This is a genomic window from Vibrio sp. R11-SG3-ISO9, from assembly GCF_059834255.1.
Genome location: NZ_JCBDGU010000009.1, coordinates 187,419 through 212,988 on the forward strand (window position 1 = coordinate 187,419; position 25,570 = coordinate 212,988).

Below are 25,570 nucleotides of genomic sequence, written 5' to 3' on the forward strand. Positions count from 1 at the left end.
ATGATATGAAAGAATCCATTCAAAGTACTTTAGAGCAGTTAAAAGAGACTCTGCACTATCATGCCGTTCGCTATTACGTTGAGGATAGCCCAGAGATCCCTGACGCAGAATATGATCGATTAATGCAGCAACTGCTGAAGATTGAGCAAGAAAACCCAGAACTGGTCACCGTTGACTCGCCAAGTCAGCGTGTTGGTGGAGCACCATTAGATGGCTTTACCCAAGTGACACACGAAATTCCGATGCTCTCTTTAGACAATGCTTTCTCTGATGAAGATTTAGACGCATTTAACAAGCGTATGTCTGATCGCGCCCCTCTGGCTGACCTAACAACATTCTGTTGTGAGCCAAAGCTAGATGGATTAGCGGTGAGTCTTCTTTATGAAAACGGCACGCTTGTTCAAGCAGCCACTCGTGGTGATGGTACAACCGGTGAGAACATCACTGAAAACGTTCGTACCATTAGCTCAATTCCACTCAAGCTTCAAGGTGAGGGATGGCCGACACGTATTGAGGTGCGTGGCGAAGTCTTTATGCCGAAAGCGGGATTCGACAAACTGAATGAACAAGCACAGAAGAAAGGAGAAAAGGTTTTTGTAAATCCTCGTAACGCCGCGGCAGGCAGCCTACGTCAGTTAGACTCTCGTATTACGGCTAAGCGTCCGTTAGCGTTTTATGCTTATAGCGTTGGCGTTGTTGAAGGTGCTGAGCTTTCAGGTAGCCACTATCAACGTTTTCTTCAGTTGAAGAGCTGGGGCCTACCTATGTGCCCAGAGACTAAGCAACTGAGCTCATTAAATGACGTTAAAGCATACTACCAAGATATTATGGCTCGCCGCGACGCGTTAGCCTATGAGATCGACGGCGTAGTGATCAAAGTCGATAATATTGCGGCTCAAGAGGTTTTAGGCTTTGTTGCTCGAGCTCCGCGCTGGGCGATAGCTTACAAATTCCCGGCACAAGAAGAGATCACGTTACTTAACGACGTAGAGTTCCAAGTCGGTCGAACGGGTGCAATTACACCAGTAGCGAAACTGGAGCCTGTGTTTGTTGGCGGTGTAACGGTAAGTAATGCGACTCTGCATAACGCTGATGAAATAGAACGTTTAGGCGTTATGGTCGGGGACAGTGTGATTATTCGCCGTGCCGGTGATGTGATCCCTCAAATTGTTGCTGTAGTGGCGGAGCGTCGCCCTGAGACTGCAAAAGAGATTGTTTTCCCTGAAGCTTGCCCTGTGTGTAGCTCTGCTGTCGAACGTGTAGAGGGTGAAGCTGTGGCTCGTTGTACAGGCGGACTAGTGTGTCAGGCGCAACGTAAAGAAGCGCTCAAGCACTTTGTTTCGCGTAAAGCACTGGATGTTGACGGCTTGGGCGAGAAAGTGATTGAGCAGTTGGTTGACCGTGAAATGGTTGAAACCCCAGCTGATCTCTTTAAGTTAAGTGCTGGTGTCTTAACGGTACTAGACCGCATGGGACCGAAATCAGCGCAAAACGTGGTGAATGCACTGACCAAAGCGAAAGAAACGACGCTAGCTCGTTTCTTGTACTCTCTGGGTATTAGAGAGGTTGGTGAGGCAACGGCAATGAACCTTGCTCAGCACTTTAAGTCGCTTGATATGGTTCAGACTGCGACTCACGAACAACTCATAGAAGTGCAAGATATCGGTGATATTGTTGCTAGTCACATTACCAGCTTCTTCTCCCAAGAGAAGAACCGTGAAGTGGTTGATAAACTTCTAGAGCTAGGGCTCACTTGGCCAGCAATAGAAGCGCCTGTAGAAGGGCAGTCACTACCACTTGAAGGTAAGACGGTAGTTTTGACGGGCTCCCTCTCTCAATTAGGACGCAGCGAAGCTAAAGCAGCGCTACAAGCACTGGGTGCAAAAGTAACAGGCAGCGTTTCTAAGAAAACAGACATCTTATTTGCTGGTGAAGCGGCAGGTTCTAAGCTCACTAAGGCACAAGATTTGGGTATCGAAATAAGAAATGAGCAAGACTTAATTGACCTACTTTCATAATTAAACTGCTCTAAAAAAAGCTAAAAGGCACTCCCAATGTGGAGTGCCTTCTTTGTATTTGGGCATTAAGTCTTGCTCTTTTTATCTGAAGAAAAATTTGTAGCTATATTAAGTCTGATTTTGGGACTGTGAGCTTGCTCAATAATAATAAAATACCGTTCTGTCGCTTGTTTATTTGCGAGTTATATCACTTTTTATAAAGTGAGGTGATTTTTAAGTTGTTGATTTTTAATATTTTAGTTTTGATTTTTTAAAAGGTTTGGATTTTGTCGATCGGGATCACTAAGTCATAGATAAATTTGCACCAACTCATATTTTTTTAGATGAAAATTAAGTTCTCATTGATCTTTTTAAGGGCAAAGTTAGTCTTAGTGACATGGATGCACGCAGTGTATACCCAGTAAGGAAAAAGAGCCTCGGGCGGTTAGAGGTTCTAAACAAGAAAAGGTATTTCTCTCTACGGCGGCCAACTTTAGGTGAGAAATAATCAAACAGCTATATCCATTTTTAGGAGTTTTATTCCATGGACAACAAAATTTTCAAGCGCACTCTATTAGGTGCGGCAGTAGCAATGATTTCTACTGGCGCAATGGCTAAAGAAGTAGGTATCAACTCGGACTTCAACGTTGATGTTTACGGGGTTGCAGCTATCTCTCTTGTGAACTACAACACGACTGATAACAACGACTCTAGCTCAGGTTTCGTTGTAGAAAACGAATCTCGTATCGGCTTCCGTGCTCACAAAGCGATGTTTGAAGACGTAACGATTACGATGCAAATCGAATCAGGCTATGTAGATAGCACTGACTGGTCTCACGGTGGTGTATCGGGTGGTGTTTTAGGTTTCCGTGATACTTTCATCGGTGCATCTGGCGACTGGGGTAACCTGCGTGTTGGTCGTGTTCTAACTCCTCTATACGAAATCGTTGACTGGCCGTTCTCTAACCCAGGTCTAGGTTCTGTATTCGATTGGGGTGGCATCAATGGCCACTACGATCGCCAATCTAACCAAGTTCGTTACGATTCAGCTAAGTTTGGTGGTTTCTCTTTTGCTGCTTCTGTTGGTCGTGATGACAATGACAACGGCGGTGGTGTTGCAACACGTGACGCTGAATTCTTTGGTGCAAGTGCAAAATACGCATTCGAAAAAGTAACATTAATGGGCGCAGTAGAATCTGGTACTCGTGTTGTTGAAGAAACAGGTGGTGACTGGGAACTTGACGATACTGGTAACCCAGTACAAAACCCAGTAGTACCTGGTTATAAAGATGATACATTTGCATACATTGTTGGTTTTGAAGCGAGCCTACCAGCAGGCTTTGGTATTGCTGCAGCATATAAAGGCGAAGAGCTAGATAACGGTACACGTAAACAAACTCAAGATTCTTACTCAATTATTGGTCAATACTGGAACGGCCCAATCGGTTTCAAACTTGGCTACGCAGCTAACCTTGAGTCTGAATTAAACGGTAAAAAAGAAGCTAACACAGATAGCAACACTATTTCTGGTCAGTTGATGGCTGTACACAACGGCTTTGTACCTTACCTACGAATCGCAGGTCGTACTGTAGGTGATGCTGATACAGATATCGTAACTCGTATCGGTCTTGAATACGGCTTCTAAGATATTGTCTTAGTGAGATAAACGAACGCTGGTAAGTTGCTTTACCAGCGTTTTTACATAGTGAATATGAGGAATTAAGCATAATGAATAAAGTAAGTATCGCAGTATTGTCATTATTTTTGGGAGCTTGTAGTTCACTAGATTCTAAAAGCAACTTTGAAAATTCTGTAGCAGAGATAACTCCTAAAAATGGATACATCGAGGTTACAGGTCAATCATACTCTCCGGATAGCAAAGCTAATGTTGGAGCAGATATTTTAAAGTCGTCGCTGTACTTTACCTACAACTACAAGGTATCTAACAACGCTACGCCTGAATCATTAATAACAATGGATGTAAGCTACTTCCAAAGCTACAAAGAATATTCCACTGTTAATTTCAATGGTAAGTCACTAGATATTAACAGCACCCAAGTGTCACGAGAAAGCTGCAGCGAGCACTGCACTAGAACACAGTACTTTACCTTTCCTTTGACAGAAAAAGACGTTCAACAAGCAAGACAAAGTGGCCTTGAGTTTACCCTTGAAGGACAAGGCGGGGTTTTAAGCACTACCTTCATCGTACCTAAAGAATATATCGAGACTATTTACACTAGCGCTTCAGGCACTACTTTAGCTCCTGCTATTATGGTTTCTGCGCCTGTTGCTGCTGCTCAACCTGAACAGCCTGTTGCTAATGCATCTAAACCTGTTGAGATGTCGACTTACTGGTTTGAAGAAGTGCCAGCAACCGAGAAAAGTGAAATTCTAAACTGGGCTGTTGAAAACCGTTCTTCTTCTGAAATTCAGTCACTAACAGGTTCAAAAGAAGCGGAAATGTTTAGTTACTGGTTTGAGAAAGCCACAATAGATGAGAGAAAGGCAATAATTAAACAGCTACTATAGAATTGAGAAAAAGGAGCCCACGGCTCCTTTTTTTAATCTAGAACCGTACCATTGCTGTGTTTGCAAATAACAATAGGAACGTAATCGACGTGACCATTTAATTCGCAATTAACCAGAGGTCCTGAAGCGGAATTTCCTGGATTCTGAGCCGATACAGAGAAACTAAAAAGTAAACTACACGCAAATGCTAAAAAATATTTCATAATGACACCTCACTTAAAATCCCTTCAAATAAGAGATACTCATTAGTATGTGAACTATTTCGCAAAGATCAAAAAAATATAAAAATTTCTTATGAAAAATAACGTTCGATAGTTTGGCTAAATTAATCAGTAACTTATTGAAATTGCGTAGCAACCATTTGTCGAAATTTGCTCGTTTAATTCAAAAGTCAGTGAAACTGACCATAATTCGCAAGCTTTATTTTCTCTTATTATCTTTGCTACGCCTCGAGTGTATTTGGGTGTATGATTTGAGCGTAATATGATGATTTATGAGTGAGGAAAACGGCCTTACTCTGCTAATGATTTGAGTAATATCATGAATATAAGTGAAGTTGCTAAGCTAACTAACCTATCCACGAAGTCGATTCGTCTATACGAAGATAAAGGCGTGATTTCAGAGCCGATGCGCTCAGAAAACGGCTATCGAACCTACACTCAGAAGCAATTAAAAGAGTTGAGCGTGGTTGCCAAGGCAAGAAGCGCCGGATTTTCTTTAGAAGAGTGTAAAGAATTGGTCGCTTTAGCTGACAACCCATGCCGAGAAAGTGCAGATGTCAAAGCTAAGGCTCAAAGTAAGCTTGATGAAGTGAATCGAAAAATTGCGGATTTGATGGCGATCAAGACAACATTAGAGGGGTGGGTTGAGAAGTGTCCTGGAGATACTAACAGTCATTGTCCGATAATTAATGATCTGGTCGATGAGCAATAGATTAGGCCATTAGAACCGTACGTAGTGTTCACGTACATTCTAATGGCCTAGTGATTACTTGTTGGCTGGTGCGATAGTGAGAACTATGCCATCAACCGCTGTGACCACTACTTCGGTTCCTGCGGTTATGTCAGTCGCAGTAATGGCTGACCAAGTTGTATCGCCGAGTCGGATTCGACATTTACCTTTCTGAATATCATCTTCCAATCGAGTAGTCTTTCCTATCAACTGTTTATCGCGCTGATTGAGAACTCGAGCTTTATCTGACTTACGATCACTTTTTAGTTGTCGGCGCCACCATAACCAAGTGGTGATTAGAGAGAAACTGGCGAAAGAGAGCCATTGCATTTGCCAGCTCAGCGGTAAAGCACCAAGCAGCGCACCGACAATCATTGCTGAGATGCCAATCCAGAGAAAGTACCCTGCAGTGCCCAATAGCTCTAATCCAAGTAGCAGTAAGCCAAAAGCAAGCCAGTGCCAGTGGTTCACCTGATCTAATAGTTCAATCATCAGCTACTCCTTGTTATTTGTTCCTTTGTGAGAAAACATTTCAGCAATACCCGCAACTGAGCCCATTAGCCCCGATGCTTCTAGTGGCAGCATGATGATCTTACCATTTTCTGCTTGGCCAATCGATTTAAGCGCATCGGTATAACCCTGTGCGATAAAGTAGTTTACCGCTTGCATGTCACCTTGGGCTATCGCCGTAGATACCATTTCCGTTGCTTTCGCTTCTGCTTCTGCAGCACGCTCACGTGCCTCTGCTTGAAGGATAGCCGCTTGCTTTTCACCTTCTGCTTTTAAGATTTCTGACTGCTTGTGACCCTCAGCTTTCAGGATCTCAGCTTGTCGCACACCTTCCGCTTCTAGGATGTCAGCACGTTTGTTACGCTCAGCTTTCATTTGTGCGTTCATTGCTGCAGTCAGATCTGCTGGTGGTTGCACATCTTTAATCTCGATACGAGTAACTTTTACGCCCCAAGGGTTGGTGGCCTCATCAACGATGTTTAATAGCTTGCTGTTGATCATGTCACGTTGGCTTAGCATTTCATCCAGTTCCATTGAGCCAAGGACGGTACGAATGTTAGTGAGCGTTAGGTTGCGAATTGCGTGCTCAAGATCGTTAACCTCATAAGCAGCTCTTGCCGCATCGATCACCTGCACGAAACAGACAGCATCGATAACAACGTTCGCGTTGTCTTTAGAGATAACTTCTTGTGCTGGAATATCTAATACACGCTCCATCATGTTGATCTTTTGACCAATGCTATCAATGAATGGAATGATCAAATTCAAACCAGGTTTGAGAGTGTGGGTATAACGACCGAAACGTTCAACGGTCCAGTTGTTCCCCTGAGGGACAGTTTTTACACCAGCGAAAATAAATAGAAGGGCAACAACGGTGAAGCCGCCGATAGTAATCAGAGTATCAATAGCCATACAAAATCCTTGTTTAAACGAGTCTTCAATTTTACTTTTAAAGATAGTGGCTTAATTTTGTACTCTGAGCAAATTTATAAATGAGAAATGGGCCATAAAACATTGATTTTATGGCCCATTTTGAATTTTTATTGCTTAATTGGCTCGCTCAATTATTGAGTGTTTACGCAGTAATTGAGCCTAGTAGAGTAGCGAGTAGAGCTGTCTACGGTACTTACTCGCACTGGCGTTACCTTGCCCAAGTGCACTTAGAATATCCATAAAGCTCTTCTTCATGTCGCCGTCTAGTGCGTTTAAGTCTTTCACTAGATATGACCACAGCAACTCAAGCGCTTCTTCACTTCGATTGACTTGGTGATATTGCAGTGCGAGTTCCGCAGCGATTTTCGCATCGCTAGGGTTAGCTTGTAGGTTCGCTTCTAATGCTTGAATCTCAGGACTATCGGCAGCTTGTTTATGCAGCTCGAGTTTTGCGACTAAGCCTTTGAAGTAGTTGTCTTGGTATTCTAGCGGGATAGCAGCGAGTTGTGCTTCCGCCAATTCAAACTGTTGCGTTTCTAGAAGACATTCGGCAATCGCTAGTTTCACTTCGCCTTTATTGGTGAGTTCTTCTGGCAACTGCTGCATTGCAGACAGGGCTTGTAGGTGTTCGCCTGCTTGCATCTGCTCCAAAGCTTGACGAAGCGCTAATTCATCTTGGCTAGGAAGATGCTTGCTTAGCATGCCAACAATCGCTTCTAAAGTTTGTGGACCACCCAGGCCGTCTACTGGTTGTCCATTAACGAATAGAGCAATAGTAGGCAGTGCTTGCACACCAAATTGGCTCGCAATCGCTTGTTCTTGCTCGCAGTTTAGTAATGCCAAGGTAAATGCACCATTGTACTGCTGGGTAAGCGTTTGCAGATCAGGGATGATCTGAGCGCTCTCTTGGCTCATTGGTGCCCAAAAATGGATCAGAACAGGTGTCTGCATCGAACCTTCTAATACCTGACGAAAGTTCTGTTCATTGAGTTCAACAATATGCGGCGATTGCATCGGCGTTCCTTGAGTTTAATTGAGTGCTAATAACACTATGGGGGCAATCATCGTAATTTCAAGGTGAAAAGGATAAGAGAAATCAGTGGCTAATAATAAAAAACGCTACGTTTTCGGCGCCGTTTATTAGGGCGCGAAAGCATAGCGTCATTTACCAATCAGGTTGGAGGTGCGATCCCTGTTAGTACTCAAAACAGTAAAAATAGGGTGATGGCAACACTCACACCAACCCAGTTTAAGGTGTTAAGAGTCATGAATGTACCTTCAATGGATACATCAAGCAGGGGCGCTTGATGCTACGATGTGAATCATGACATCTTATTGTTACGAACAAATTACATCGTTACATTATTTTTGCGATTTATTCGATTATTTGTTGTTAGGCTGCTCTACGTAAAATCGGATCCAGCCAGCGGTTAGGTAGCAGGCGTTTTAGGATCGCAAAGACCTTTGTTGGTGTCGTGACTCGATAGCGTAGTTTGGGTTTGTTGGCGGTGAGCGCATGATAGACAGGCTCAACACAGCTTTCAGGAGGAAGCACGAAACGGTTGCCGGATGTTTCGTTTTCCAATCTCTGTTGCTGCTGCTGATAGTACTGACTGTGGACACTACTGGTTGGGTTAATCCAACGATTGAATGCGACCAGAGCGTTGCGTCGAAACTCCGTCTCAATCGGACCAGGCTGAAGCAAGGAAATGTGGATACCGCTACCATGAAGTTCAAGCCTAAGAGTATCTGTCCACCCCTCAATTGCAAACTTAGAAGCGTTGTAAGCCCCCCGATATTTCATAGCTGCAAAACCAAGCACTGAGCTGTTTTGAATGATTCGCCCTTCACCACGTTCACGCATACTAGGAAGCACTAAGCGAATCAGATGATGCCAGCCGAAGAAATTGGTTTGGAATTGGTCGCGTAACCCTTGCGTTGGTAGATCTTCTAACGCGCCCGGTTGGCCATAAGCGCCATTATTAAATATGGCATATAGGCCATTAGGAGCTAACTCGAATGCTTGTTCTATACCTCGCTCAATACTCTGTTCACTGTTGAGATCGAGTTGAATGCAATCTAACCCTTCCTGCTGGAGTTTTATGACATCTTGCTCGTTGCGGCACGACGCAATCACATGAAAGCCTCGTTGTTTGAGAGCGTGAGCACAGGTGTAGCCAATACCGGTTGAGCATCCAGTAATCAATATTGATTTCGTCACGGGGGTTCCTTTCCTAGGGTCTGTTACCTTTCCCTAGGTTAAAGGAATTAGTCTTGATGTTGTAACAAGTTTTTCAATGCAGGTTCAATTCTTGAGTAACTGAATATAAAGCCCATTTCAGTGAGTTTCTTTGGTTTAGCGCGAATGCTGTCAAACAGTAGGCATGAGGATTCGCCCATCATTAATGACATAGCCCACTTCGGTGTGAATAAGATGTGTGGTCGACCAAGCTGCTTGGCTAGGGTGCGACTGAACTGTTTGTTGGTGGCAGGGTGAGGGGCGCACATATTGAATTCCCCTTGAGCGTGGGGGGTGTTGAGTAAGTGGTTGATTGCTCGGATCATATCGAGAAGGTGGATCCAGGGCATATATTGGTTACCTGAACCTAACGGCCCACCCAAACCAAGCTTATACGGCAGTAGCATTTTCTTTAGTGCGCCGCCGTGTTCTCCCAAGACAATCCCCGTTCTGAGTAGCACGACTCTGGTGTTTTCTGATTGAGCACGCTTGGCTATTTCTTCCCAGTGCGCACACACCTTATGCGGGAAGCTATCGTCTGAAACATGCAGAGCCTCGTCAAAAGGGTGTTCTTGTTGATCGCCGTAATAACCGACGGCGGACCCACTAATAAACACGCTCGGTGGGTTAGTACTTGCGTGAATCAGTTCCACGATTTTCTCGGTAATGTGCCAACGACTTTGACAGATACGCTCTTTCTGTTGTGAGCTCCAGCGTTTATCGGCAATGGGTTCACCAGCTAAATTTATAACCGCGTCAAAGTTATTCAGATCAGAAAGCTCATCCAACGATGTGATGTAGTGAAGATTATTTTGATTGAGGTGGCTGAGTGCGCTCTGTGCTTTTGACGGATCTCGAGTGAGCAGTGTCACTTCGTCTGTCTGCCAGCTTTTGATCAATTCTGAGCCAATAAACCCAGTGCCACCCGTCAACAATATCTTCATACCAACCTCCTCTTAATTTATTAATTATAGACCCGGCTTGTTTTAGTCTGCCAACCAATACGCAGAAAACTATATAACGATCATAAGGTTTCATTCATGTGATAGCGCAAAGAGTGGAATAGATTGCGCGTTAACTTTAGTGGGTGGTTGTGTTCACAGTTTAGCGAAAATGTTTCAATATGTTACTGAGTGCTTAATGCGAGTCACATAACAACGAAGGATAATTTGTCATGCTTATTTGAGAAGTGACACTCACTGTGTGGTTAATTTGCCCGCACTAACTCGATAGCCAAGGAGATTTGATGACAGCGATACTTGCTTTGATGAAAGCCATGCTCGGTAGCCTAAGAGATTTGCTGCCCATTGTCGTTGTTATTGCATTCTTTCAGCTGGTGGTGCTGCAAGAGCCACTCCCAAATCTATTTTCAATCTTAAGTGGTCTGTTACTCGTTGTACTGGGGTTGACCTTTTTTATTTTTGGATTGGAAATGGGGCTCTTTCCTATTGGTGAGTCGATGGCACAGGCGTTTGCTCGCAAGGGTAGCGTCATGTGGCTGTTGATCTTTGCGTTCTGTTTGGGTTTTGGCACCACTATCGCTGAACCCGCATTGACAGCGGTCGCTGATGAGGCTGCAGAAGTCGCAGCAGAAGGTGGGATGATTCCTAATTCTAACCAAGAGATGGAAGAGTATGCTAATGGCCTTCGTGTCACAGTAGCTCTCTCTGTTGGACTAGCGATCGTGCTTGGCGTGCTGCGTATCCTGAAAGGTTGGCCGATCCATTTCATGATCATTGGCGGCTATGTGGGCGTCGTCATTCTGACAGCATTTGCACCAGAAAACATAATCGGTATCGCCTATGACTCGGGTGGGGTAACCACATCAACTATTACCGTCCCTCTTGTAACAGCGTTAGGGGTTGGGCTGGCTTCTTCGATAAAAGGCCGTAACCCTATGATTGATGGCTTTGGTCTGATTGCCTTCGCCTCTCTACTACCAATGATGTTTGTGATGGTATATGGGATGGTGATCGCATGATGAGTCTGAATCTATTTTTCGATACATTCTTAGGCACTGTGACAGATGTGATCCCGATTGCCGCTATCATTTTCGGCTTTCAGTTGGCCGTTCTCCGTAAGCCGGTTACCAATCTGATGAGAGTCATTCTTGGCTTTTTCTACGTCATACTGGGTTTAACGCTCTTCTTAATGGGGCTAGAACTTGCCTTGTTCCCATTGGGAGAGACGATGGCAATGCAGCTGACGGCTCCAGACTTTTTGAGTAACTTTAAATTCAGCGATGGGCAGCAGCTTGGCTGGTTCGACTATTATTGGGTCTATCTTTTCGCTTTCTTTATTGGCTTTAGTACCACGATTGCCGAGCCTTCACTTATCGCTGTTGCAATTAAGGCGAATCAGGTCTCTGGTGGCAGTATTAGCGTCAATGGGTTACGTATTGCCGTCGCGTTAGGGGTGGCTATTGGTATCTCTTTAGGGAGCTATCGGATTGTCGCGGGCGATCCTATTCATTACTACATTATCTGTGGCTATGTGGTGGTGGTCATTCAGACATTTTATGCACCGAAGCTGATCGTGCCCCTGGCATATGATTCAGGAGGTGTAACGACATCCACGGTTACAGTACCTTTGGTTACCGCATTAGGGCTCGGTTTGGCTTCGACTGTGCCTGGTCGAAACCCAGTTATAGACGGCTTTGGTTTGATCGCCTTTGCCAGCCTCTTCCCCATTATTTCTGTCATGTGTTACGCACAAATCACTCAATGGCTCAATCAATCACAGCAGACAGAACCAAAGAACGCTCAGCCACAAGAAGTTCAACCACAAGAATATAAGGAGCAGTAGATGCGTTTCAAACTCATTTTAGCCTTTGTTGAAGACAGTAAGACGGACATCGTCCTTGATGCGGCGCGCGGTGCTGGGGCGACAGGCGCAACGGTGATCAGCAATGCTCGTGGAGAAGGGCTTAATCAAAAGCGAACATTTTTTGGGTTAACGCTAGAGGTTCAAAAAGACGTAGTTTTGTTTGTCGTTGAGGAGCACTTGTCTCGCCATATTCTAGAAACCATCAGTGAGGTGGGCGAATTCGACCAAGAATCGGGACAGGGGATTGCGGTACAGATCGACGTTGAGGATGCCGTCGGCGTAGCCCACCAAGTTGAAACATTAACCAAGGTTGTTGAGGACAAGCTATGAGCGAACAACAAACAATATGCGTCGCTGACGTAATGGCGAATACCTACATTATTGTGGATGGATTGATCACCGTTGATGAAGCGATCAGGTTAGCTAGGCAGCATCAGGTCAAAGCGCTCATCGTTGATAAACGTCACGATGGTGATGAGTACGGTATTGTGTTGATGAATGATATTGCTAAACAGGTCTTGGCCAAGAATCGAGCGCCGCAACGGACTAATATCTACGAAATCATGACTAAGCCTGCGTTGAGTGTATCAGCGGATATGAATGTTAAGTATTGCGCTCGATTGTTTGAACGTTTCGGTGTGAGCCGAGCTCCGGTAATTCAAGAGGGAAAAATAATCGGCATGGTCAGTTACAATAATATCGTGATAAATGGCATGGCGAAGGATGACGTGAAGTAAGTGTAACCGTACAATAGGCCCATAGTTTTTATGGAGATGTGCGCGTGAAATTATTTTTTGCTTCAGACTTACATGGTTCGCTACCAGCGACTGAAAAAGTGCTAGAGCTATACAAGGCATCCGGTGCCCAATACTTAGTGCTATTGGGCGATACCCTAAACCATGGGCCAAGAAACCCAGTTCCTGAAGGTTACAATCCTCCAGCTGTTGCGGATAAATTAAATGAGTTTGCTTCGCAGATTATTGCAGTACGAGGTAACTGTGACAGTGAAGTGGATCAGATGCTGCTTTCTTTCCCTATGATGATGGATTACTCGTGGGTGTTGTTGCCTACAGGACAGCGTATCTTTTTGACTCATGGTCATCTGTATAACACCAACAAGCGTCCGCCATTGAATTCAGGTGACGTTATTGCTCATGGCCATACTCATATCCCAGTTGCAGAGTACCAAGATGAAATTTTCATCTTTAATCCAAGCTCTGTCACCTTTCCTCGTGATGGCCACCCAGCCAGTTATGGTCTCTATGAAAACGGATTGTTTTCGGTCGTGAGTTTCGATGGCGAAGTGTTGAAAAGCGGCGCTCTGTAAGAGAACCCGCTTTTAAGCCACTTTATAACCCAGTCTGAAATACAGGGTCTGAGATTATTTTGAATCGACGTGGCCCAAATCTCGCTCTGGAGCAATAATATTACGAACTCTCTGTTTGAGTATTTTTGCTTCAGGGAACCCACCTTCGGCTTTTCTGTCCCAAATTTGTACTCCGTTACAAAAAATCTCGAATCGGCCACCTGTATCTGGACAAAGCGTTACTGCGCCAAGCTCTTCACTAAAGGTGTGCAGAAGCTCTTGAGATAACCAGCTAGCGCGCAACATCCAATTACACTGGCGGCAGTAATAGATAGTGACTGTTGGCTTATCAGAAGCTTGATTAAGAGTAGATTGTTCCATGTCGTGTTCTCTCATCGATGGTATGGATTCGTTAGTTTTACTAAACACATAGTCATAGATAGCAAAAAGGGGCGTCATGCCCCTTTTTTATCGTAATTATTGAGTGACTTAGTTAGAAAACAATACTGTAGAACCGTGGTTCAAGCTAGTTAATAACAGTGCCTTTGGATTTACGATATCAATTCTTCTACTTTGCTCAGCATCCATTTTGATGACTTGAGTGATCAAATCCAGCTGCTGTTGTGAGAAGTCTTGGCGCTGCGCCGAAGTCACATCTTTAAACTCAGTTGGTGATACTAGTAAGTAGTTGTCGTTGATGTCCCACTGTCCAGTCTCTGAAATGTTGATGACATTGGCAGGTGCGGTTTCTGTGCCGTACAGTCTAACAATCGACATTCTTAGATATGTGCCGTTTGGTAGATACTTAGCATTTGAAGATAGCTCTACCTTACGCAATGGACCAATCGTGTCTTCTTGCTTGTTTTCGGTAATGAGCGTCACCATCTTTGACTGCCACTCATGTGCAGTTAAAAGTCGCTCAACCTTGGCATCGCTACCCCAATACAACCAACCGCTGAGTAGTGCAGAAGCTACGAGTAACGCGAGTGAGATTTTCAATTTCATATTACTGGTCACCCTTACAAATTTCACTTAGGTCAGTTTGGTTAGCGTAAAGTCTTAGTGTGATGTTCTCACTTGAGTACTCTTGCGCATGGATGTAGTTAAGAGCCAAGTTATTGGTTTGGCCGCCAGTCGCAATGATCTGTGTCGGCTTGAGCTGACCACCATGCTCTGCATTGTAGTGCGTGACACATTTTTCAATCGCAGGAATCCAGCCCGATAAATCTGGGTGATTAATTGGTGATTGGATCTGAACGCCGTCTACTTCTGTCAATGTTCTAAACTCAGACTCAGCAGGATTCGTGAAAGTTACTACCAAGATCGGCAGTAGAATCGCTAGGAAGCACAGTGCGCGATATAGCCATTTATTTTCAGCAGGTGAAGCTGCATTAGCGTTAGCATTTTGGCTAGGGACTTCAGGCTTAGCGGCTGGCGTTGGAGAGGCAATTGGCTCAACAGGTGCTGCTTCAACGGCCTCTTCAACTGGAGTCTGTGTCGAACTCACAGCTTCCGCTGCAACCTCTTGTTTTTCAATTGAAGCGGTTTGATCGCTTGATGAAAACGGCGCTGAACGTTCTACGGTAGCAATAAACTGGTAACCGCGCTTGGGCACAGTCTTTACAAACTCAGGGGATTTGGTTGAGTCTTTGAGCATTTTACGCAGCGTAGAGATTGCTTGAGTTAGGCTTGAGTCATCAACCTCGAAACCTTGGTCGCGCCATACGTATTCGTGAAGTTCGTTTCGAGTGATCACTTCGTTCGGTCTTTCTGAAAGCATAAGGAGAATGCGGCTTTCATTGCTGCCTAAACGAACGATCTCGCCTTCGTTGGTCTGATCAACGAGGGAATTACTATTAGGGTCAAATACAAATCGCTGCGCGAGAATAAACTTTGTGCCGATATTGCTCATTGAACTCTTCTATGTTTTTGAGTGGTTTTTTGGATGCGAAATAGACAAATTGCGAAGGAATTCAGCTTCAATTCCATCTAAATCATGATTCTTTTATGTTCTTTTATATTTATGATCCTTAGCATAATAAAAACAGATCAAAAAAACAGTGTTTTTATGATTTTTGACCTTGAATTTACAATTGTCATCCTCATGTTAATGAACATGCTGGGGGGACAAACAGAACATCCTTCCGATTTTGACGTTTAAAGTATAGATGTTTTGGAGTAAAAATGAGCGAAACAGCAACGCAAAATAAAGAGACTCGTGGCTTTCAATCAGAAGTTAAGCAGTTGCTTCACTTGATGATTCACTCACTATATTCAAACAAAGAGATCTTCCTTCGTGAACTGATCTCAAATGCATCTGACGCTGCAGACAAGCTGCGTTTCCAAGCATTATCAAACGGTGATTTGTACCAAGGCGATGCAGATCTTGGCGTGAAGCTTTCTTTCGATGCTGACGCAAACACCCTAACCATTTCGGATAATGGTATTGGTATGAGTCGCGAAGATGTGATCGAGCATTTAGGTACGATTGCAAAATCAGGCACAGCAGACTTTTTCTCTAAGCTTTCTGAAGACCAAAGCAAAGACTCTCAGTTGATTGGTCAATTCGGTGTTGGTTTTTACTCGGCATTTATCGTTGCGGACGCAGTAACTGTTCGTACTCGCGCTGCTGGCTTAGCAAACGACGAAGCGGTTCAATGGCACTCTGCGGGTGAAGGTGAGTACACAATTGAGACCATCTCAAAAGAGTCTCGTGGTACTGACATCATCCTTCACATGCGCGACGAAGGTAAAGAATTCCTAAATGAATGGCGTCTACGCGATGTAATCAGCAAATACTCTGACCATATCGGCATCCCAGTTTCGATTCTAACCGCAGTCAAAGATGACGAAGGTAAAGACACCGAAGAGAAGAAGTGGGAGCAAATCAACAAAGCTCAAGCGCTTTGGACTCGCAATAAGTCAGACATTACTAAAGAAGAGTACCAAGAGTTCTACAAGCATGTTTCTCACGACTTTGCTGACGCTCTGACTTGGAGCCACAACAAAGTTGAAGGTAAAAACGACTACACAAGCCTGCTTTACATCCCATCTAAAGCACCTTGGGACATGATGAACCGTGACCACAAGAGCGGCTTAAAGCTTTATGTACAACGTGTGTTCATCATGGATGACGCAGAGCAATTTATGCCATCTTACATGCGTTTCGTACGCGGCCTGATTGACTCAAACGATCTACCGCTGAACGTATCACGTGAAATCCTGCAAGATAACAAGGTAACTCAGTCTCTTCGTGGTGCATGTACCAAGCGTGTACTTACTATGCTTGAGCGCATGGCAAAAAATGACAACGAGAAGTACCTAGAGTTCTGGAAAGAGTTTGGCCTAGTAATGAAAGAAGGCCCAGCAGAAGACATGGCAAACAAAGAGAAGATTGCCGGCCTACTGCGCTTTGCTTCAACGGAAGTGGAGTCTTCTGAACAGGCAATCAGCCTCGCGTCTTACGTTGAGCGTATGAAAGAAGGTCAAGATAAGATCTACTACTTGACGGCAGACAGCTACACAGCAGCGAAGAACAGTCCTCACCTAGAGCAATTTAAAGCGAAAGGGATTGAGGTGGTACTGATGTTTGATCGTATCGACGAATTCTTGATGAACTACCTAACTGAATTCGACGGTAAGCAGTTCCAATCTATCACTAAGGCTGGCCTAGATCTAAGCAAGTTCGAAGGTGAAGAAGAGAAAGAGAAGCAGAAAGAAACAGAAGAAGAGTTCAAGTCTGTTATCGAGCGCACTCAATCTTACCTAGGTGATCGTGTTAAAGAGGTTCGTACAACGTTCAAGCTGGCAAACACACCAGCAGTTGTTGTTACCGATGATTTCGAAATGGGCACGCAAATGGCGAAGCTTCTTGAAGCTGCTGGTCAGGCGGCACCTGAAGTGAAATACATCTTCGAGATTAACCCTGAACATGCACTTGTTAAGCAAATGGCTGATGAAGCGGACGAACAAGCGTTTGGTCGCTGGGTTGAGCTTCTACTTGGTCAAGCAATGTTGGCAGAAAAGGGCTCAATGGAAGATCCATCACAGTTCTTAGGTGCAATCAATGAACTGTTGTCGAAACGCTAAGCTTTCGACTTTGGGCTAAAAGTCTAATTGTATTAAAAAGCTCGCAAATGCGGGCTTTTTTAATGAACGTCGTTGAACGGTCGCCATTAGGTTAAAAAATGTCAAGGAGTGAGGCATCGATCTTCAACCTTACATTCTTTAGTCTTAAATTCAGCCATAATGAATATTAATGTGGTAGAATGCTCGACCTAATCGGGTAGCAATCGTTAAATTGGTTTCTACCTGTATGATTTTTAAACGTTATACCGAAACTTACCGTTGTGCTTATTTTTGCAGTTTTCGAACTCTATTCGTCAACTGTGGAATCAAATAGTGAGCTTCGGTATAAATCATAATTTTATAAGAGGATTAAACATGCGCATCATTCTTCTAGGTGCTCCTGGCGCGGGTAAAGGCACTCAAGCAAACTTCATCATGAACAAATTTGGTATCCCTCAAATTTCAACTGGTGACATGCTACGTGCTGCTATCAAAGCGGGTACTGAGCTTGGTAAGCAAGCTAAATCAGTAATCGACGCTGGTCAGCTAGTTTCTGATGAAATTATCCTTGGTCTAATCAAAGAGCGTATCGCTCAAGATGACTGCGAAAAAGGTTTCCTACTTGACGGTTTCCCACGCACAATCCCACAAGCTGATGGCCTAAAAGAGATGGGTATCGCTGTAGATTACGTTGTTGAATTCGACGTAGCTGATGATGTGATTGTTGAGCGTATGGCTGGTCGTCGTGCTCACCTTCCTTCTGGCCGTACATACCACGTTGTGTACAACCCGCCTAAAGAAGAAGGTAAAGATGACGTAACTGGTGAAGAGCTAGTTGTACGTGATGACGACAAAGAAGAAACAGTTCGTGCTCGTCTAGGTGTTTACCATGAGCAAACAGCACCACTTATCGCTTACTACGGTAAAGAAGCTGAAGCCGGTAACACTAAGTACCTTAAATTCGACGGTACTAAGCAAGTTGCTGAAGTTAGTGCAGAACTTGAGAAAGCACTAGCATAATTGGCTAACAGCCAGTTTTATTATTTGATATATTGGAAGCGACCGGTTAGGTCGCTTTTTTTATATTGATGCTCAGTCAGGTTCGATTATGTAATCGCTAAAGTGGTTGTTAGATTACACAAAACGAGCTGGGAATCTGAATAGGCATATCAAGGTGATCCCAAGAGTAACTGGCTGAGTATAAAGCTTTCCAAATTTCATTAATGGTCTCAGGTATCTATGGAAAATAAAAAAAAGCAGGGTGTGTTGTTGGTGAACTTAGGGACACCTGATGCAGCAACTCCTGCAGCTGTGCGCCGTTTTTTAAGCGAATTTCTGCATGACAAGCGAGTTGTAAGCCTCACTCGCTGGCTTTGGTGCCCGATTCTTCATGGCGTGATCTTACCAATCCGCTCACCTAAAGTTGCAAAGCTCTACCAATCTGTGTGGATGGATCAAGGGTCGCCTTTGTTGGTTTACTCCCAACGTCAGGTCGCTAAGCTACAAGATAAATTGCAGATGCCAGTCGCGCTTGGTATGACTTATGGCAACCCAAGTCTAAAATCAGGTATTGAAGCCCTGATGGCGCAAGGTGTCGAAGAGGTCATTGTATTGCCACTTTACCCTCAATATTCTGGTACAACGACAGCTGCTGTTTCTGATGGACTGACCAAAGCGTTCAAGCAACTGCCAGTGATACCGGGCTACCGATTTATCCGTGATTACTACAGTCACCCAAGCTACGTTAAAGCTCTGGCTGAGAGTGTGAGAAAGCATTGGCGTGAAAATGGGCAAGGTGACCATCTTGTTTGTTCTTTCCACGGTATTCCGAAGCGTTTGGCTGACCAAGGCGATATTTATCCTCAACATTGTGAGCAAACGACCGAGCTGTTAGCTCAAGAGCTTGGTTTGTCTGCAGACAAGATTACCATGACGTATCAGTCGCGCTTTGGTCGTGAAGAGTGGCTTAAGCCATATACCGACGAAACGTTAGAAGAGTTGCCAAAGCAAGGTATTAAGAAGCTCGATATTATGGCTCCGGCGTTTTCTGTAGATTGCTTAGAAACATTGGAAGAGATCTCTGATCAATGTAAAGAGACCTTCATTGAAGCTGGTGGCGAAGCCTTCAGCTACATTAAGTGTCTCAACGACAATGATGAACATATCCAAATGATGGCAGAACTCGTCGAGATGCATCGATAGTTAAACGGCATTATTGAAAAACAGAAAAGGAGTGACTCACAGAGCAACTCCTTTTTATTTATCTTCTGTTTGTTGAGTCTAGTATTAAGCTAGCGAAGTTTGTGCACTAGTCTCTTCTGACTCGGTATTCACAGGGTTGCCTTCGACACCATGCATCCAAGCAACCAGCTTATTCGCACAAAGAAGTAGAATCACACCGCTAATCGTTGCTGAGATAGCAATACCACTAAAGATAGCCATTGCACCTAGCTCACCTACGTGAGAACCCACTAGACCAGCTACATAGTTTGCGATCGCATTGAAACCGAACCATGCACCCATCATCAAAGAAGCGAGGCGAAGAGGAGCCAGTTTCGTTACTAGTGATAGCCCAATCGGCGATAGGCACAACTCACCAAGAGTATGGAAGAAGAACGCGCCAACTAACCATAGCATTGAGGTCTTAACGCTCAGATCGCCACCTTGTTCCATAACAGCACCGATCATACAAACGAAGCCAAGAGCTAAGAAGAATAGTGCCATAGCAAACTTGACTGGTGAGTTTGGTTCACGCTTGCCTAGTTTCACCCAAAATGCAGCGATAATTGGTGCTAGCGTAATAATGAAGAATGGGTTTAGAGATTGGAACCAAGCAGCTGGCACCTCAAAATCGCCAATCATACGGTCAGTATATTGCTGAGTGTAGATGTTCATTAGGCCACCCGCTTGTTCAAAGCCAGCCCAGAAAACAATCACGAACAGACCCATGATCAAAATAACTTTTAGTCGATCGAACTCTTCTTTAGTCAGCGGCGCTTTTTCTTTCGATTTACTTAGCGCTTTTGCACGAGCAGCCGCTGGTACGGAGCCGATATCGCCTAACCAAGATTGGGCCATTGTCATTTGCATAACAAGGCTGATGACCATACCGATACCTGCAGCAAGGAAACCGGCTTTCCAACCATATGAATCCACAGCCGCACCAGAAATTAGACCACCCAGCAGTGCTCCTAGGTTGATGCCCATGTAGAAAATAGTAAATGCACCGTCACGACGGTTGTCGCCTTCTTGATAAAGGTCGCCAACCATAGTTGAGATGTTTGGCTTGAACATGCCGTTACCGCTGATCAGCAGAGCCAAGCCAAGGTAAAGTGCGCTCACCTGGTCTAATCCCATAAAGCCGTTAGGTAGTGCTAAAGTGAACTGACCCAATGCCATCAACACGCCACCAATGAGAATAGATTTACGTTGACCTAGGTAGTTGTCTGCAATCCAACCACCAATAAGTGGGGTAATGTAAACAAGGCCTGTGTAGATACCGTAAAGATCCAATGCATCTTTGGTTGACCAACCTAGGCCGCCATTGATGGTGGTATCTGTTAAAAACAGAACAAGGATGGCACGCATTGCATAGTAGGAGAAGCGCTCCCACAGCTCTGTACTAAAGAGTAGAAACAGCCCTCTTGGGTGGCCGAAGATGTTGTGTGTGTTTGGCATAAGTTTTACTAATTTTAGATATTAAAAGATTTTATAGTCACTCATGTATACATACCCAGATAAAAAGCTGCAATAGGGTGTTTTTATAGTGATGACAATTAAAATTTGTTAAGTAGATGATTTAGTTTGGTTTTATTGGAAATGCTGGACGGTATTTATGTGCTGCAAACTAATTTTCCATTATTGAACAAGGTGTTATTGATGGCTTTTTAGCTTGTAAGTAACAATTTGTGATTTGTAAGCGTATGTATTTTGCTCTGTATTTTTGGGTACGCTTTACTGTATAATTCGGGTTGTGGTTATCGATAAAGTTATTTTTGTTGATTAATTGGTCTATTCCGCAATATTTGTTAGTGATAAGCAATTCATGTCATTAACGTGAGTTAATCCGAATTTGGCTATGTTAAGATGTAAAAAAAATACAAAATGGCTAGGAAAATGAAACGTTGGTATCTACTTTACTGTAAGCGAGGAGAGCAACTCCGAGCGAAGCAGCATATGGAAAATCAGGGGGTAGAGTGTTTCTATCCTCAACTTGAAGTCGAAAAAGTTGTTAGAGGAAAAAAGAAGCGTGTCAAAGAGCCGCTGTTTCCTTCTTACATTTTTGTTCGATTTGACTATGAACAGGGCCCAAGCTTTACTACGTTGCGTTCAACACGAGGCGTGGTGGATTTCATAAAATTTGGCGCGATGCCACATGAGGTCCAAGGTGATCTGATTTACGAACTGAAGCAGATTGAACGAGAGTGTCAGGGCTACCCAGTGGATGATTGTCCGCAGTTGTGTCCAGACTATCAAGCAGGTGATGTGGTTGAGATCTGCAGTGGTCAGTTTGCAGGTATCAAGGCGGTTTACCATGAAAAAGATGGTGAAGCACGCTCCATAATGCTGGTACAGATGATCAGTCAAGTGGTTCCGGTGAGCATTGAGAATGCAGCACTAGCAGCGCGTATCTAATCTGACTTTCGAATCATTGGATAATAAAAAAAGGCGCTATGAGCGCCTTTTTTGATTTTCTAGAATGCTGGTTTCTAGTAAGAGTCGTTGTGAACCGCTTTAACAGCACGACCTGAAGGATCAGCATTGTTCTTAAATGACTCATCCCACTCAATCGCTTTCGCAGATGAACATGCTACAGATGGACCACCAGGTACACACTCTGCTGCAGAATCTAGCGGGAACAACTCTTCAAAGATCTCACGGTAAGCGTAACCTTCTTTGGTTGTTGGCGTGTTGTATGGGAAACGGAATTTCGCTGTTTCCATTTGCTGGTCGGTTACTTTCGCTTCCGCTGTTGCTTTCAGAGTATCGATCCAATCGTAGCCTACACCATCTGAGAACTGCTCTTTCTGACGCCAAGCGATAGAATCTGGTAGGTAGTGTTCAAAACACTCACGTAGGATGTGTTTTTCCATCTTACCGTTACCACACATCTTATCTTCTGGGTTTAGACGCATTGCAACATCAATGAATTCTTTATCTAAGAAAGGTACACGACCTTCAACACCCCAAGCTGCTAGAGATTTGTTTGCTCGAGCACAGTCAAACATGTTCAGAGCTAGAAGTTTACGTACTGTCTCTTCATGGAACTCTTTTGCGTTTGGTGCTTTGTGGAAGTACAAGTAGCCACCGAAGATCTCATCCGCACCCTCACCAGAAAGTACCATCTTGATACCCATCGCTTTGATCTTACGAGCAAGTAGGTACATTGGAGTAGATGCACGGATGGTGGTCACATCGTAAGTTTCAATGTGGTAGATAACGTCGCGAATCGCATCCAGACCTTCTTGGATTGTGTAGGTCATTTCGTGGTGAACCGTACCAATCTTGTCAGCAACTTCACGAGCAGCGACTAAGTCAGGCGCGCCTTCAAGACCAACAGCGAAAGAGTGCAGTTGTGGCCACCAAGCTTCAGATTGCTCATCGTCTTCGATACGCATTGCCGCAAAGCGTTTCGCTACTGCAGATGTGATAGATGAGTCCAAACCGCCGGATAGAAGTACACCGTAAGGAACGTCAGTCATTAGTTGGCGTTTAACCGCAGCTTCTAACGCTTCTGTCAGCTCTTCTTTGCTGGTTGAGTTACCTTGTACCGCTGCGTATTCGTTCCAGTCACGAACGTAGTAGCGTTGAGGCTCAGCATCTTTTGAACCGTATGAACAACCAGGAGGGAATTCGCTCACTGTTTTACATACTGGCACTAGTGCCTTCATTTCTGAGGCAACGTAGTAGTTACCGTGCTCATCGTAACCTTGGTATAGAGGGATAATACCGATGTGGTCACGACCAACTAGGTATTCGTCTTTCTCTTCATCGTAAAGTACGAATGCAAAAATACCGTTTAGCTCTTCAAGCAGGTCTGCACCTAGCTCTTGGTATAGTGCCAAGATAACTTCACAGTCAGAATCCGTTTGGAATTCGTATTTATCTTGGTAACGAGCGCGAAGTTCTTTGTGGTTATAAATTTCGCCGTTTACTGCCAAGATGTGTTTTTTGTCTTGGCTGTATAGAGGCTGTGCACCGCTATTTAGGCCGACGATAGCTAGACGCTCGTGAGCAAGAATTGCTTTGTCGCTTGCGTAAATACCAGACCAGTCTGGGCCACGGTGGCGGAGTTTTTTAGACATCTCTAGAGCAACAGGGCGAAGTGCTGCAGCATCACTTTTAATATCAAGAATGCCAAATACTGAACACATAGAACTTCCTTTCAAATCATTTCCAAATCAACTGCATTCAATTTGCCATTCTGGTTAAAAAATGCAACCGGGTATGATGAAAAAAATTATATAAAGAGGGTTATATTAAAAAATATTTAATTGAAGTGAGGTTTTGATTGATAGGGTTTAAATGTGGTGTGATTTTTAGCCACTCCTCTCAAATTATCGACAATATTTGATCGAAAATAAGAGTGAGTGGCTGGAGTCAAAGACTACATTTTCATGATGTTAGGGTTGAGTTGCTCGCATACGTGACGTGCAAAACCGCTACCCGCTTCGCTATAAATGTTGAATGCAGCATCAACACCGTTTTCTTTAAGTGTCTCTAACTGATCTGAATATTCGGCGATAGCAGCGATTTGACCTTTAAAGTTACGCGCTTTGAGTTGTTCGAGAGCCGTCTGATTACCTTGGTGATGAGGCATAGCTAGAATAACGAGCTTAACATTAGCGGTATCTAGAATGCGTTCCCAGAAGTCCGGGTCGGTTGCGTCGCCAGAGATAACGTTACGCCCATGGCTGCGATGGCTATGTGCTGCTTCTTCTCTTACTTCTACTCCTAGGCTGACTTTGCCGTAACGAGCGCGGAGTTCGTCATAAGCACCGGTACCGATTCGACCCATGCCAAGAATCAATACTTGGGCATGCCCTGGGTCAATTCGCTTGTCACGCTGATTGAGCTTTTCTGCTGCGTGCTCTTTTAGCCACTTACCAGACTGTTGATACAGTTTGTGCCCAGCGCGATTGAGTGGCGCTGCAATCAAGAAAGAGAGAGAGACAGCAATTGCGACTGCGACCAAGATATCGCCAGACATCCATCCCATCTTAAATGCAAGACCACCAACGATCAGGCCGAATTCGCTGAAGTTGAATAGAGAAAGCGACGCAAGTAGCGAGGTGCGGACGCGGAATTTGAAGAAGTTGAGTACCCAGAAGTAGAGGAAGCCTTTGACTGGCAATAGCAGTAAGAACAGGATTGCCAGCATAAAGCCTTGAATAGTCGGTTGCTCAGATAAGCCGATGTTTAAGAAGAAGCAGACGAGGAACAGCTCTTTTAGGTTGAAGAGTGACTTTGATAGTTCCGATGCTTTAGCGTGACCCGCAAGCAACATACCTAAGATCAGTGCGCCAAGATCGGGTTTAACACCAACAAAATCAAACAGGCCAGCACCAACAACCAATGCGAAGAAGATACCAAATAGCACCAACATTTCGCCGTGGCCAACCCAGTCGAGTACTTTGTAGAAGAGTGGGCGTAGTAGAGGAAGTGCAAATAGGGCAATGGCATACCATTCAGGGATCTTACCGGTAGAAGCAGTTAGGAATACCACTGCGAAGATATCTTGCATAACCAAGATGCCGATCGCCAGAGTACCGTAGGTGGCATTCATTTCACCTTTCTCTTGAAGGGTTTTGACTGCAAAAACCGTACTAGAGAAGGAGAGGGCAAAACCTAATAAGATGATCTGTTCGTTCGACATTGCCGCAAGGGAAGAGATCCCAAGTAGTTTAAAGCCAAACAGAGCCAGTGCAAAAAAGAGGGTAGAAAGCAGGTTATGCACTGTTGCGCCAGCCCAGATCTCTTTGGATAGCAAGGTTTTGATATCTAGCTTAAGGCCAATCGTAAATAACAACAGGGTTACGCCGAGGTCGGCAAGAGTCACGATGGTGTCATTACTTTCAAAACCAAACGCGTTAAGCGCAAAGCCAGCAATGAGAAAGCCAACGAGTGGCGGAAGTTGACACTTTAAAGAGATAAAGCCTGCAATAAATGCAGCGGATAATAATATAAGTTCCATAACTTGTAGTTGTTGTT

Annotated in this window: 23 protein-coding genes and 2 pseudogenes; 13 read left to right on the top strand and 12 right to left on the bottom strand. The window is 44.3% G+C overall.

The annotated features are described in order from the left end of the window. Nucleotides 1-5: 5 nt before the first annotated feature. The 4 genes from ligA (at nucleotide 6) to cueR (ending at nucleotide 5,459) form a co-directional block, all read left to right on the top strand. The gene (ligA, locus tag AC6R05_RS03440) at nucleotides 6-2,018 is read left to right on the top strand and encodes an NAD-dependent DNA ligase LigA (RefSeq protein WP_500646591.1); all 2,013 of its coding nucleotides are present in this window, start codon (nucleotides 6-8) and stop codon (nucleotides 2,016-2,018) included. 523 nt (nucleotides 2,019-2,541) lie between these two features. Continuing rightward, the gene (locus AC6R05_RS03445) at nucleotides 2,542-3,642 is read left to right on the top strand and encodes a porin (protein WP_500646592.1); all 1,101 of its coding nucleotides are present in this window, start codon (nucleotides 2,542-2,544) and stop codon (nucleotides 3,640-3,642) included. Between the two features lie 83 nt (nucleotides 3,643-3,725). Continuing rightward, on the top strand, nucleotides 3,726-4,526 hold the full coding sequence (locus AC6R05_RS03450) for a DUF2057 domain-containing protein (RefSeq protein WP_500646593.1): 801 nt from the start codon (nucleotides 3,726-3,728) through the stop codon (nucleotides 4,524-4,526). A 540-nt stretch (nucleotides 4,527-5,066) separates the two neighbouring features. Beyond that, nucleotides 5,067-5,459, top strand: coding sequence for a Cu(I)-responsive transcriptional regulator (cueR, locus tag AC6R05_RS03455; RefSeq protein ID WP_150893775.1), 393 nt, complete (start codon nucleotides 5,067-5,069; stop codon nucleotides 5,457-5,459). Nucleotides 5,460-5,513: 54 nt separating this feature from the next. On the opposite strand, the gene AC6R05_RS03460 is transcribed toward cueR, so the two are convergent. The 5 genes from AC6R05_RS03460 to AC6R05_RS03480 form a co-directional block, all read right to left on the bottom strand. Further along, nucleotides 5,514-5,969: an NfeD family protein gene (locus AC6R05_RS03460; RefSeq protein ID WP_500646594.1), complete on the bottom strand. Its 456-nt coding sequence runs from the start codon at nucleotides 5,967-5,969 to the stop codon at nucleotides 5,514-5,516. A 3-nt stretch (nucleotides 5,970-5,972) separates the two neighbouring features. After that, nucleotides 5,973-6,899: an SPFH domain-containing protein gene (locus AC6R05_RS03465; RefSeq protein ID WP_032551825.1), complete on the bottom strand. Its 927-nt coding sequence runs from the start codon at nucleotides 6,897-6,899 to the stop codon at nucleotides 5,973-5,975. Nucleotides 6,900-7,079: 180 nt separating this feature from the next. After that, nucleotides 7,080-7,934: a co-chaperone YbbN gene (locus AC6R05_RS03470; RefSeq protein ID WP_500646595.1), complete on the bottom strand. Its 855-nt coding sequence runs from the start codon at nucleotides 7,932-7,934 to the stop codon at nucleotides 7,080-7,082. Between the two features lie 379 nt (nucleotides 7,935-8,313). Further along, a complete protein-coding gene (locus AC6R05_RS03475) occupies nucleotides 8,314-9,141 on the bottom strand; it encodes an SDR family oxidoreductase (protein ID WP_500646596.1) in 828 nt (275 codons plus the stop codon). A gap of 47 nt (nucleotides 9,142-9,188) precedes the next feature. Next, nucleotides 9,189-10,103, bottom strand: a complete 915-nt coding sequence (locus tag AC6R05_RS03480) for a TIGR01777 family oxidoreductase (RefSeq protein WP_150869082.1) — start codon at nucleotides 10,101-10,103, stop codon at nucleotides 9,189-9,191. A gap of 302 nt (nucleotides 10,104-10,405) precedes the next feature. Here AC6R05_RS03480 and AC6R05_RS03485 point away from each other — a divergent pair, with 302 nt between their 5' ends. The 5 genes from AC6R05_RS03485 to yfcE are packed head-to-tail and all read left to right on the top strand — an operon-like array spanning nucleotide 10,406 to nucleotide 13,312. After that, nucleotides 10,406-11,140, top strand: a complete 735-nt coding sequence (locus AC6R05_RS03485; RefSeq protein WP_500646597.1) for a DUF1538 family protein — start codon at nucleotides 10,406-10,408, stop codon at nucleotides 11,138-11,140. Then, nucleotides 11,137-11,964, top strand: a complete 828-nt coding sequence (locus AC6R05_RS03490) for a DUF1538 domain-containing protein (protein WP_500646598.1) — start codon at nucleotides 11,137-11,139, stop codon at nucleotides 11,962-11,964. The genes AC6R05_RS03485 and AC6R05_RS03490 overlap by 4 nt, the downstream gene beginning before the upstream one ends. Further along, nucleotides 11,965-12,315 carry a P-II family nitrogen regulator gene (locus tag AC6R05_RS03495; protein WP_150869079.1) on the top strand — a complete coding sequence of 117 codons (351 nt, stop codon included), beginning with the start codon at nucleotides 11,965-11,967 and terminating at the stop codon, nucleotides 12,313-12,315. Next, on the top strand, nucleotides 12,312-12,722 hold the full coding sequence (locus tag AC6R05_RS03500) for a CBS domain-containing protein (protein ID WP_500646599.1): 411 nt from the start codon (nucleotides 12,312-12,314) through the stop codon (nucleotides 12,720-12,722). The genes AC6R05_RS03495 and AC6R05_RS03500 overlap by 4 nt, the downstream gene beginning before the upstream one ends. 44 nt (nucleotides 12,723-12,766) lie before the next feature. Continuing rightward, nucleotides 12,767-13,312 carry a phosphodiesterase gene (gene yfcE / locus AC6R05_RS03505; RefSeq protein WP_390518845.1) on the top strand — a complete coding sequence of 182 codons (546 nt, stop codon included), beginning with the start codon at nucleotides 12,767-12,769 and terminating at the stop codon, nucleotides 13,310-13,312. Between the two features lie 54 nt (nucleotides 13,313-13,366). Here the strand turns inward: yfcE and AC6R05_RS03510 are convergent, their stop codons facing one another. From AC6R05_RS03510 to AC6R05_RS03525, 4 genes and pseudogenes are all read right to left on the bottom strand, one after another. Then, nucleotides 13,367-13,672 carry an Rdx family protein gene (locus tag AC6R05_RS03510; RefSeq protein WP_150869077.1) on the bottom strand — a complete coding sequence of 102 codons (306 nt, stop codon included), beginning with the start codon at nucleotides 13,670-13,672 and terminating at the stop codon, nucleotides 13,367-13,369. A gap of 108 nt (nucleotides 13,673-13,780) precedes the next feature. After that, nucleotides 13,781-14,296 carry a regulatory protein ToxS gene (locus AC6R05_RS03515; RefSeq protein ID WP_500646600.1) on the bottom strand — a complete coding sequence of 172 codons (516 nt, stop codon included), beginning with the start codon at nucleotides 14,294-14,296 and terminating at the stop codon, nucleotides 13,781-13,783. Nucleotide 14,297: 1 nt separating this feature from the next. Next, nucleotides 14,298-14,666, bottom strand: a pseudogene (locus AC6R05_RS03520) (transcriptional regulator); the annotation flags it as partial. A 164-nt stretch (nucleotides 14,667-14,830) separates the two neighbouring features. Next, nucleotides 14,831-15,203 (bottom strand): annotated as a pseudogene (locus AC6R05_RS03525) (winged helix-turn-helix domain-containing protein); the annotation flags it as partial. A 272-nt stretch (nucleotides 15,204-15,475) separates the two neighbouring features. Between AC6R05_RS03525 and htpG the strand changes: the two are divergent. The 3 genes from htpG to hemH all read left to right on the top strand — a co-directional run bounded on the left by htpG (nucleotide 15,476) and on the right by hemH (nucleotide 19,561). Next, entirely contained in the window at nucleotides 15,476-17,380 is a 1,905-nt protein-coding gene (htpG, locus tag AC6R05_RS03530; protein ID WP_150869074.1) for a molecular chaperone HtpG, read from the top strand. Between the two features lie 354 nt (nucleotides 17,381-17,734). Continuing rightward, nucleotides 17,735-18,379, top strand: coding sequence for an adenylate kinase (gene adk, locus AC6R05_RS03535; RefSeq protein ID WP_032551838.1), 645 nt, complete (start codon nucleotides 17,735-17,737; stop codon nucleotides 18,377-18,379). A 219-nt stretch (nucleotides 18,380-18,598) separates the two neighbouring features. After that, a complete protein-coding gene (gene hemH, locus AC6R05_RS03540; RefSeq protein WP_150893789.1) occupies nucleotides 18,599-19,561 on the top strand; it encodes a ferrochelatase in 963 nt (320 codons plus the stop codon). Between the two features lie 84 nt (nucleotides 19,562-19,645). Here hemH and AC6R05_RS03545 read toward each other — a convergent pair whose 3' ends face one another. Then, the gene (locus tag AC6R05_RS03545) at nucleotides 19,646-21,037 is read right to left on the bottom strand and encodes a peptide MFS transporter (protein ID WP_150869072.1); all 1,392 of its coding nucleotides are present in this window, start codon (nucleotides 21,035-21,037) and stop codon (nucleotides 19,646-19,648) included. Nucleotides 21,038-21,475: 438 nt separating this feature from the next. Here AC6R05_RS03545 and rfaH point away from each other — a divergent pair, with 438 nt between their 5' ends. After that, nucleotides 21,476-21,994, top strand: coding sequence for a transcription/translation regulatory transformer protein RfaH (gene rfaH / locus AC6R05_RS03550; RefSeq protein WP_032551842.1), 519 nt, complete (start codon nucleotides 21,476-21,478; stop codon nucleotides 21,992-21,994). A gap of 74 nt (nucleotides 21,995-22,068) precedes the next feature. Here the strand turns inward: rfaH and asnB are convergent, their stop codons facing one another. Further along, entirely contained in the window at nucleotides 22,069-23,733 is a 1,665-nt protein-coding gene (gene asnB / locus AC6R05_RS03555) for an asparagine synthase B (RefSeq protein ID WP_500646601.1), read from the bottom strand. 233 nt (nucleotides 23,734-23,966) lie between these two features. Beyond that, nucleotides 23,967-25,553 carry a cation:proton antiporter domain-containing protein gene (locus AC6R05_RS03560; RefSeq protein WP_032551844.1) on the bottom strand — a complete coding sequence of 529 codons (1,587 nt, stop codon included), beginning with the start codon at nucleotides 25,551-25,553 and terminating at the stop codon, nucleotides 23,967-23,969. Nucleotides 25,554-25,570 lie beyond the last annotated feature (17 nt).

Bases quoted from the DNA above. Each gene is read 5' to 3' on its own strand.
- AC6R05_RS03515 (WP_500646600.1), bottom strand. From the start codon at position 14,296: ATGAAATTGAAAATCTCACTCGCGTTACTCGTAGCTTCTGCACTACTC.
- ligA (WP_500646591.1), top strand. From the start codon at position 6: ATGAAAGAATCCATTCAAAGTACTTTAGAGCAGTTAAAAGAGACTCTG.
- asnB (WP_500646601.1), bottom strand. From the start codon at position 23,733: ATGTGTTCAGTATTTGGCATTCTTGATATTAAAAGTGATGCTGCAGCA.
- AC6R05_RS03485 (WP_500646597.1), top strand. From the start codon at position 10,406: ATGACAGCGATACTTGCTTTGATGAAAGCCATGCTCGGTAGCCTAAGA.
- htpG (WP_150869074.1), top strand. From the start codon at position 15,476: ATGAGCGAAACAGCAACGCAAAATAAAGAGACTCGTGGCTTTCAATCA.
- AC6R05_RS03490 (WP_500646598.1), top strand. From the start codon at position 11,137: ATGATGAGTCTGAATCTATTTTTCGATACATTCTTAGGCACTGTGACA.
- rfaH (WP_032551842.1), top strand. From the start codon at position 21,476: ATGAAACGTTGGTATCTACTTTACTGTAAGCGAGGAGAGCAACTCCGA.
- cueR (WP_150893775.1), top strand. From the start codon at position 5,067: ATGAATATAAGTGAAGTTGCTAAGCTAACTAACCTATCCACGAAGTCG.
- adk (WP_032551838.1), top strand. From the start codon at position 17,735: ATGCGCATCATTCTTCTAGGTGCTCCTGGCGCGGGTAAAGGCACTCAA.
- AC6R05_RS03480 (WP_150869082.1), bottom strand. From the start codon at position 10,103: ATGAAGATATTGTTGACGGGTGGCACTGGGTTTATTGGCTCAGAATTG.
- AC6R05_RS03445 (WP_500646592.1), top strand. From the start codon at position 2,542: ATGGACAACAAAATTTTCAAGCGCACTCTATTAGGTGCGGCAGTAGCA.
- AC6R05_RS03545 (WP_150869072.1), bottom strand. From the start codon at position 21,037: ATGCCAAACACACACAACATCTTCGGCCACCCAAGAGGGCTGTTTCTA.
- AC6R05_RS03450 (WP_500646593.1), top strand. From the start codon at position 3,726: ATGAATAAAGTAAGTATCGCAGTATTGTCATTATTTTTGGGAGCTTGT.
- AC6R05_RS03510 (WP_150869077.1), bottom strand. From the start codon at position 13,672: ATGGAACAATCTACTCTTAATCAAGCTTCTGATAAGCCAACAGTCACT.
- hemH (WP_150893789.1), top strand. From the start codon at position 18,599: ATGGAAAATAAAAAAAAGCAGGGTGTGTTGTTGGTGAACTTAGGGACA.
- AC6R05_RS03500 (WP_500646599.1), top strand. From the start codon at position 12,312: ATGAGCGAACAACAAACAATATGCGTCGCTGACGTAATGGCGAATACC.
- AC6R05_RS03465 (WP_032551825.1), bottom strand. From the start codon at position 6,899: ATGGCTATTGATACTCTGATTACTATCGGCGGCTTCACCGTTGTTGCC.
- AC6R05_RS03495 (WP_150869079.1), top strand. From the start codon at position 11,965: ATGCGTTTCAAACTCATTTTAGCCTTTGTTGAAGACAGTAAGACGGAC.
- AC6R05_RS03560 (WP_032551844.1), bottom strand. From the start codon at position 25,553: ATGGAACTTATATTATTATCCGCTGCATTTATTGCAGGCTTTATCTCT.
- AC6R05_RS03460 (WP_500646594.1), bottom strand. From the start codon at position 5,969: ATGATTGAACTATTAGATCAGGTGAACCACTGGCACTGGCTTGCTTTT.
- AC6R05_RS03470 (WP_500646595.1), bottom strand. From the start codon at position 7,934: ATGCAATCGCCGCATATTGTTGAACTCAATGAACAGAACTTTCGTCAG.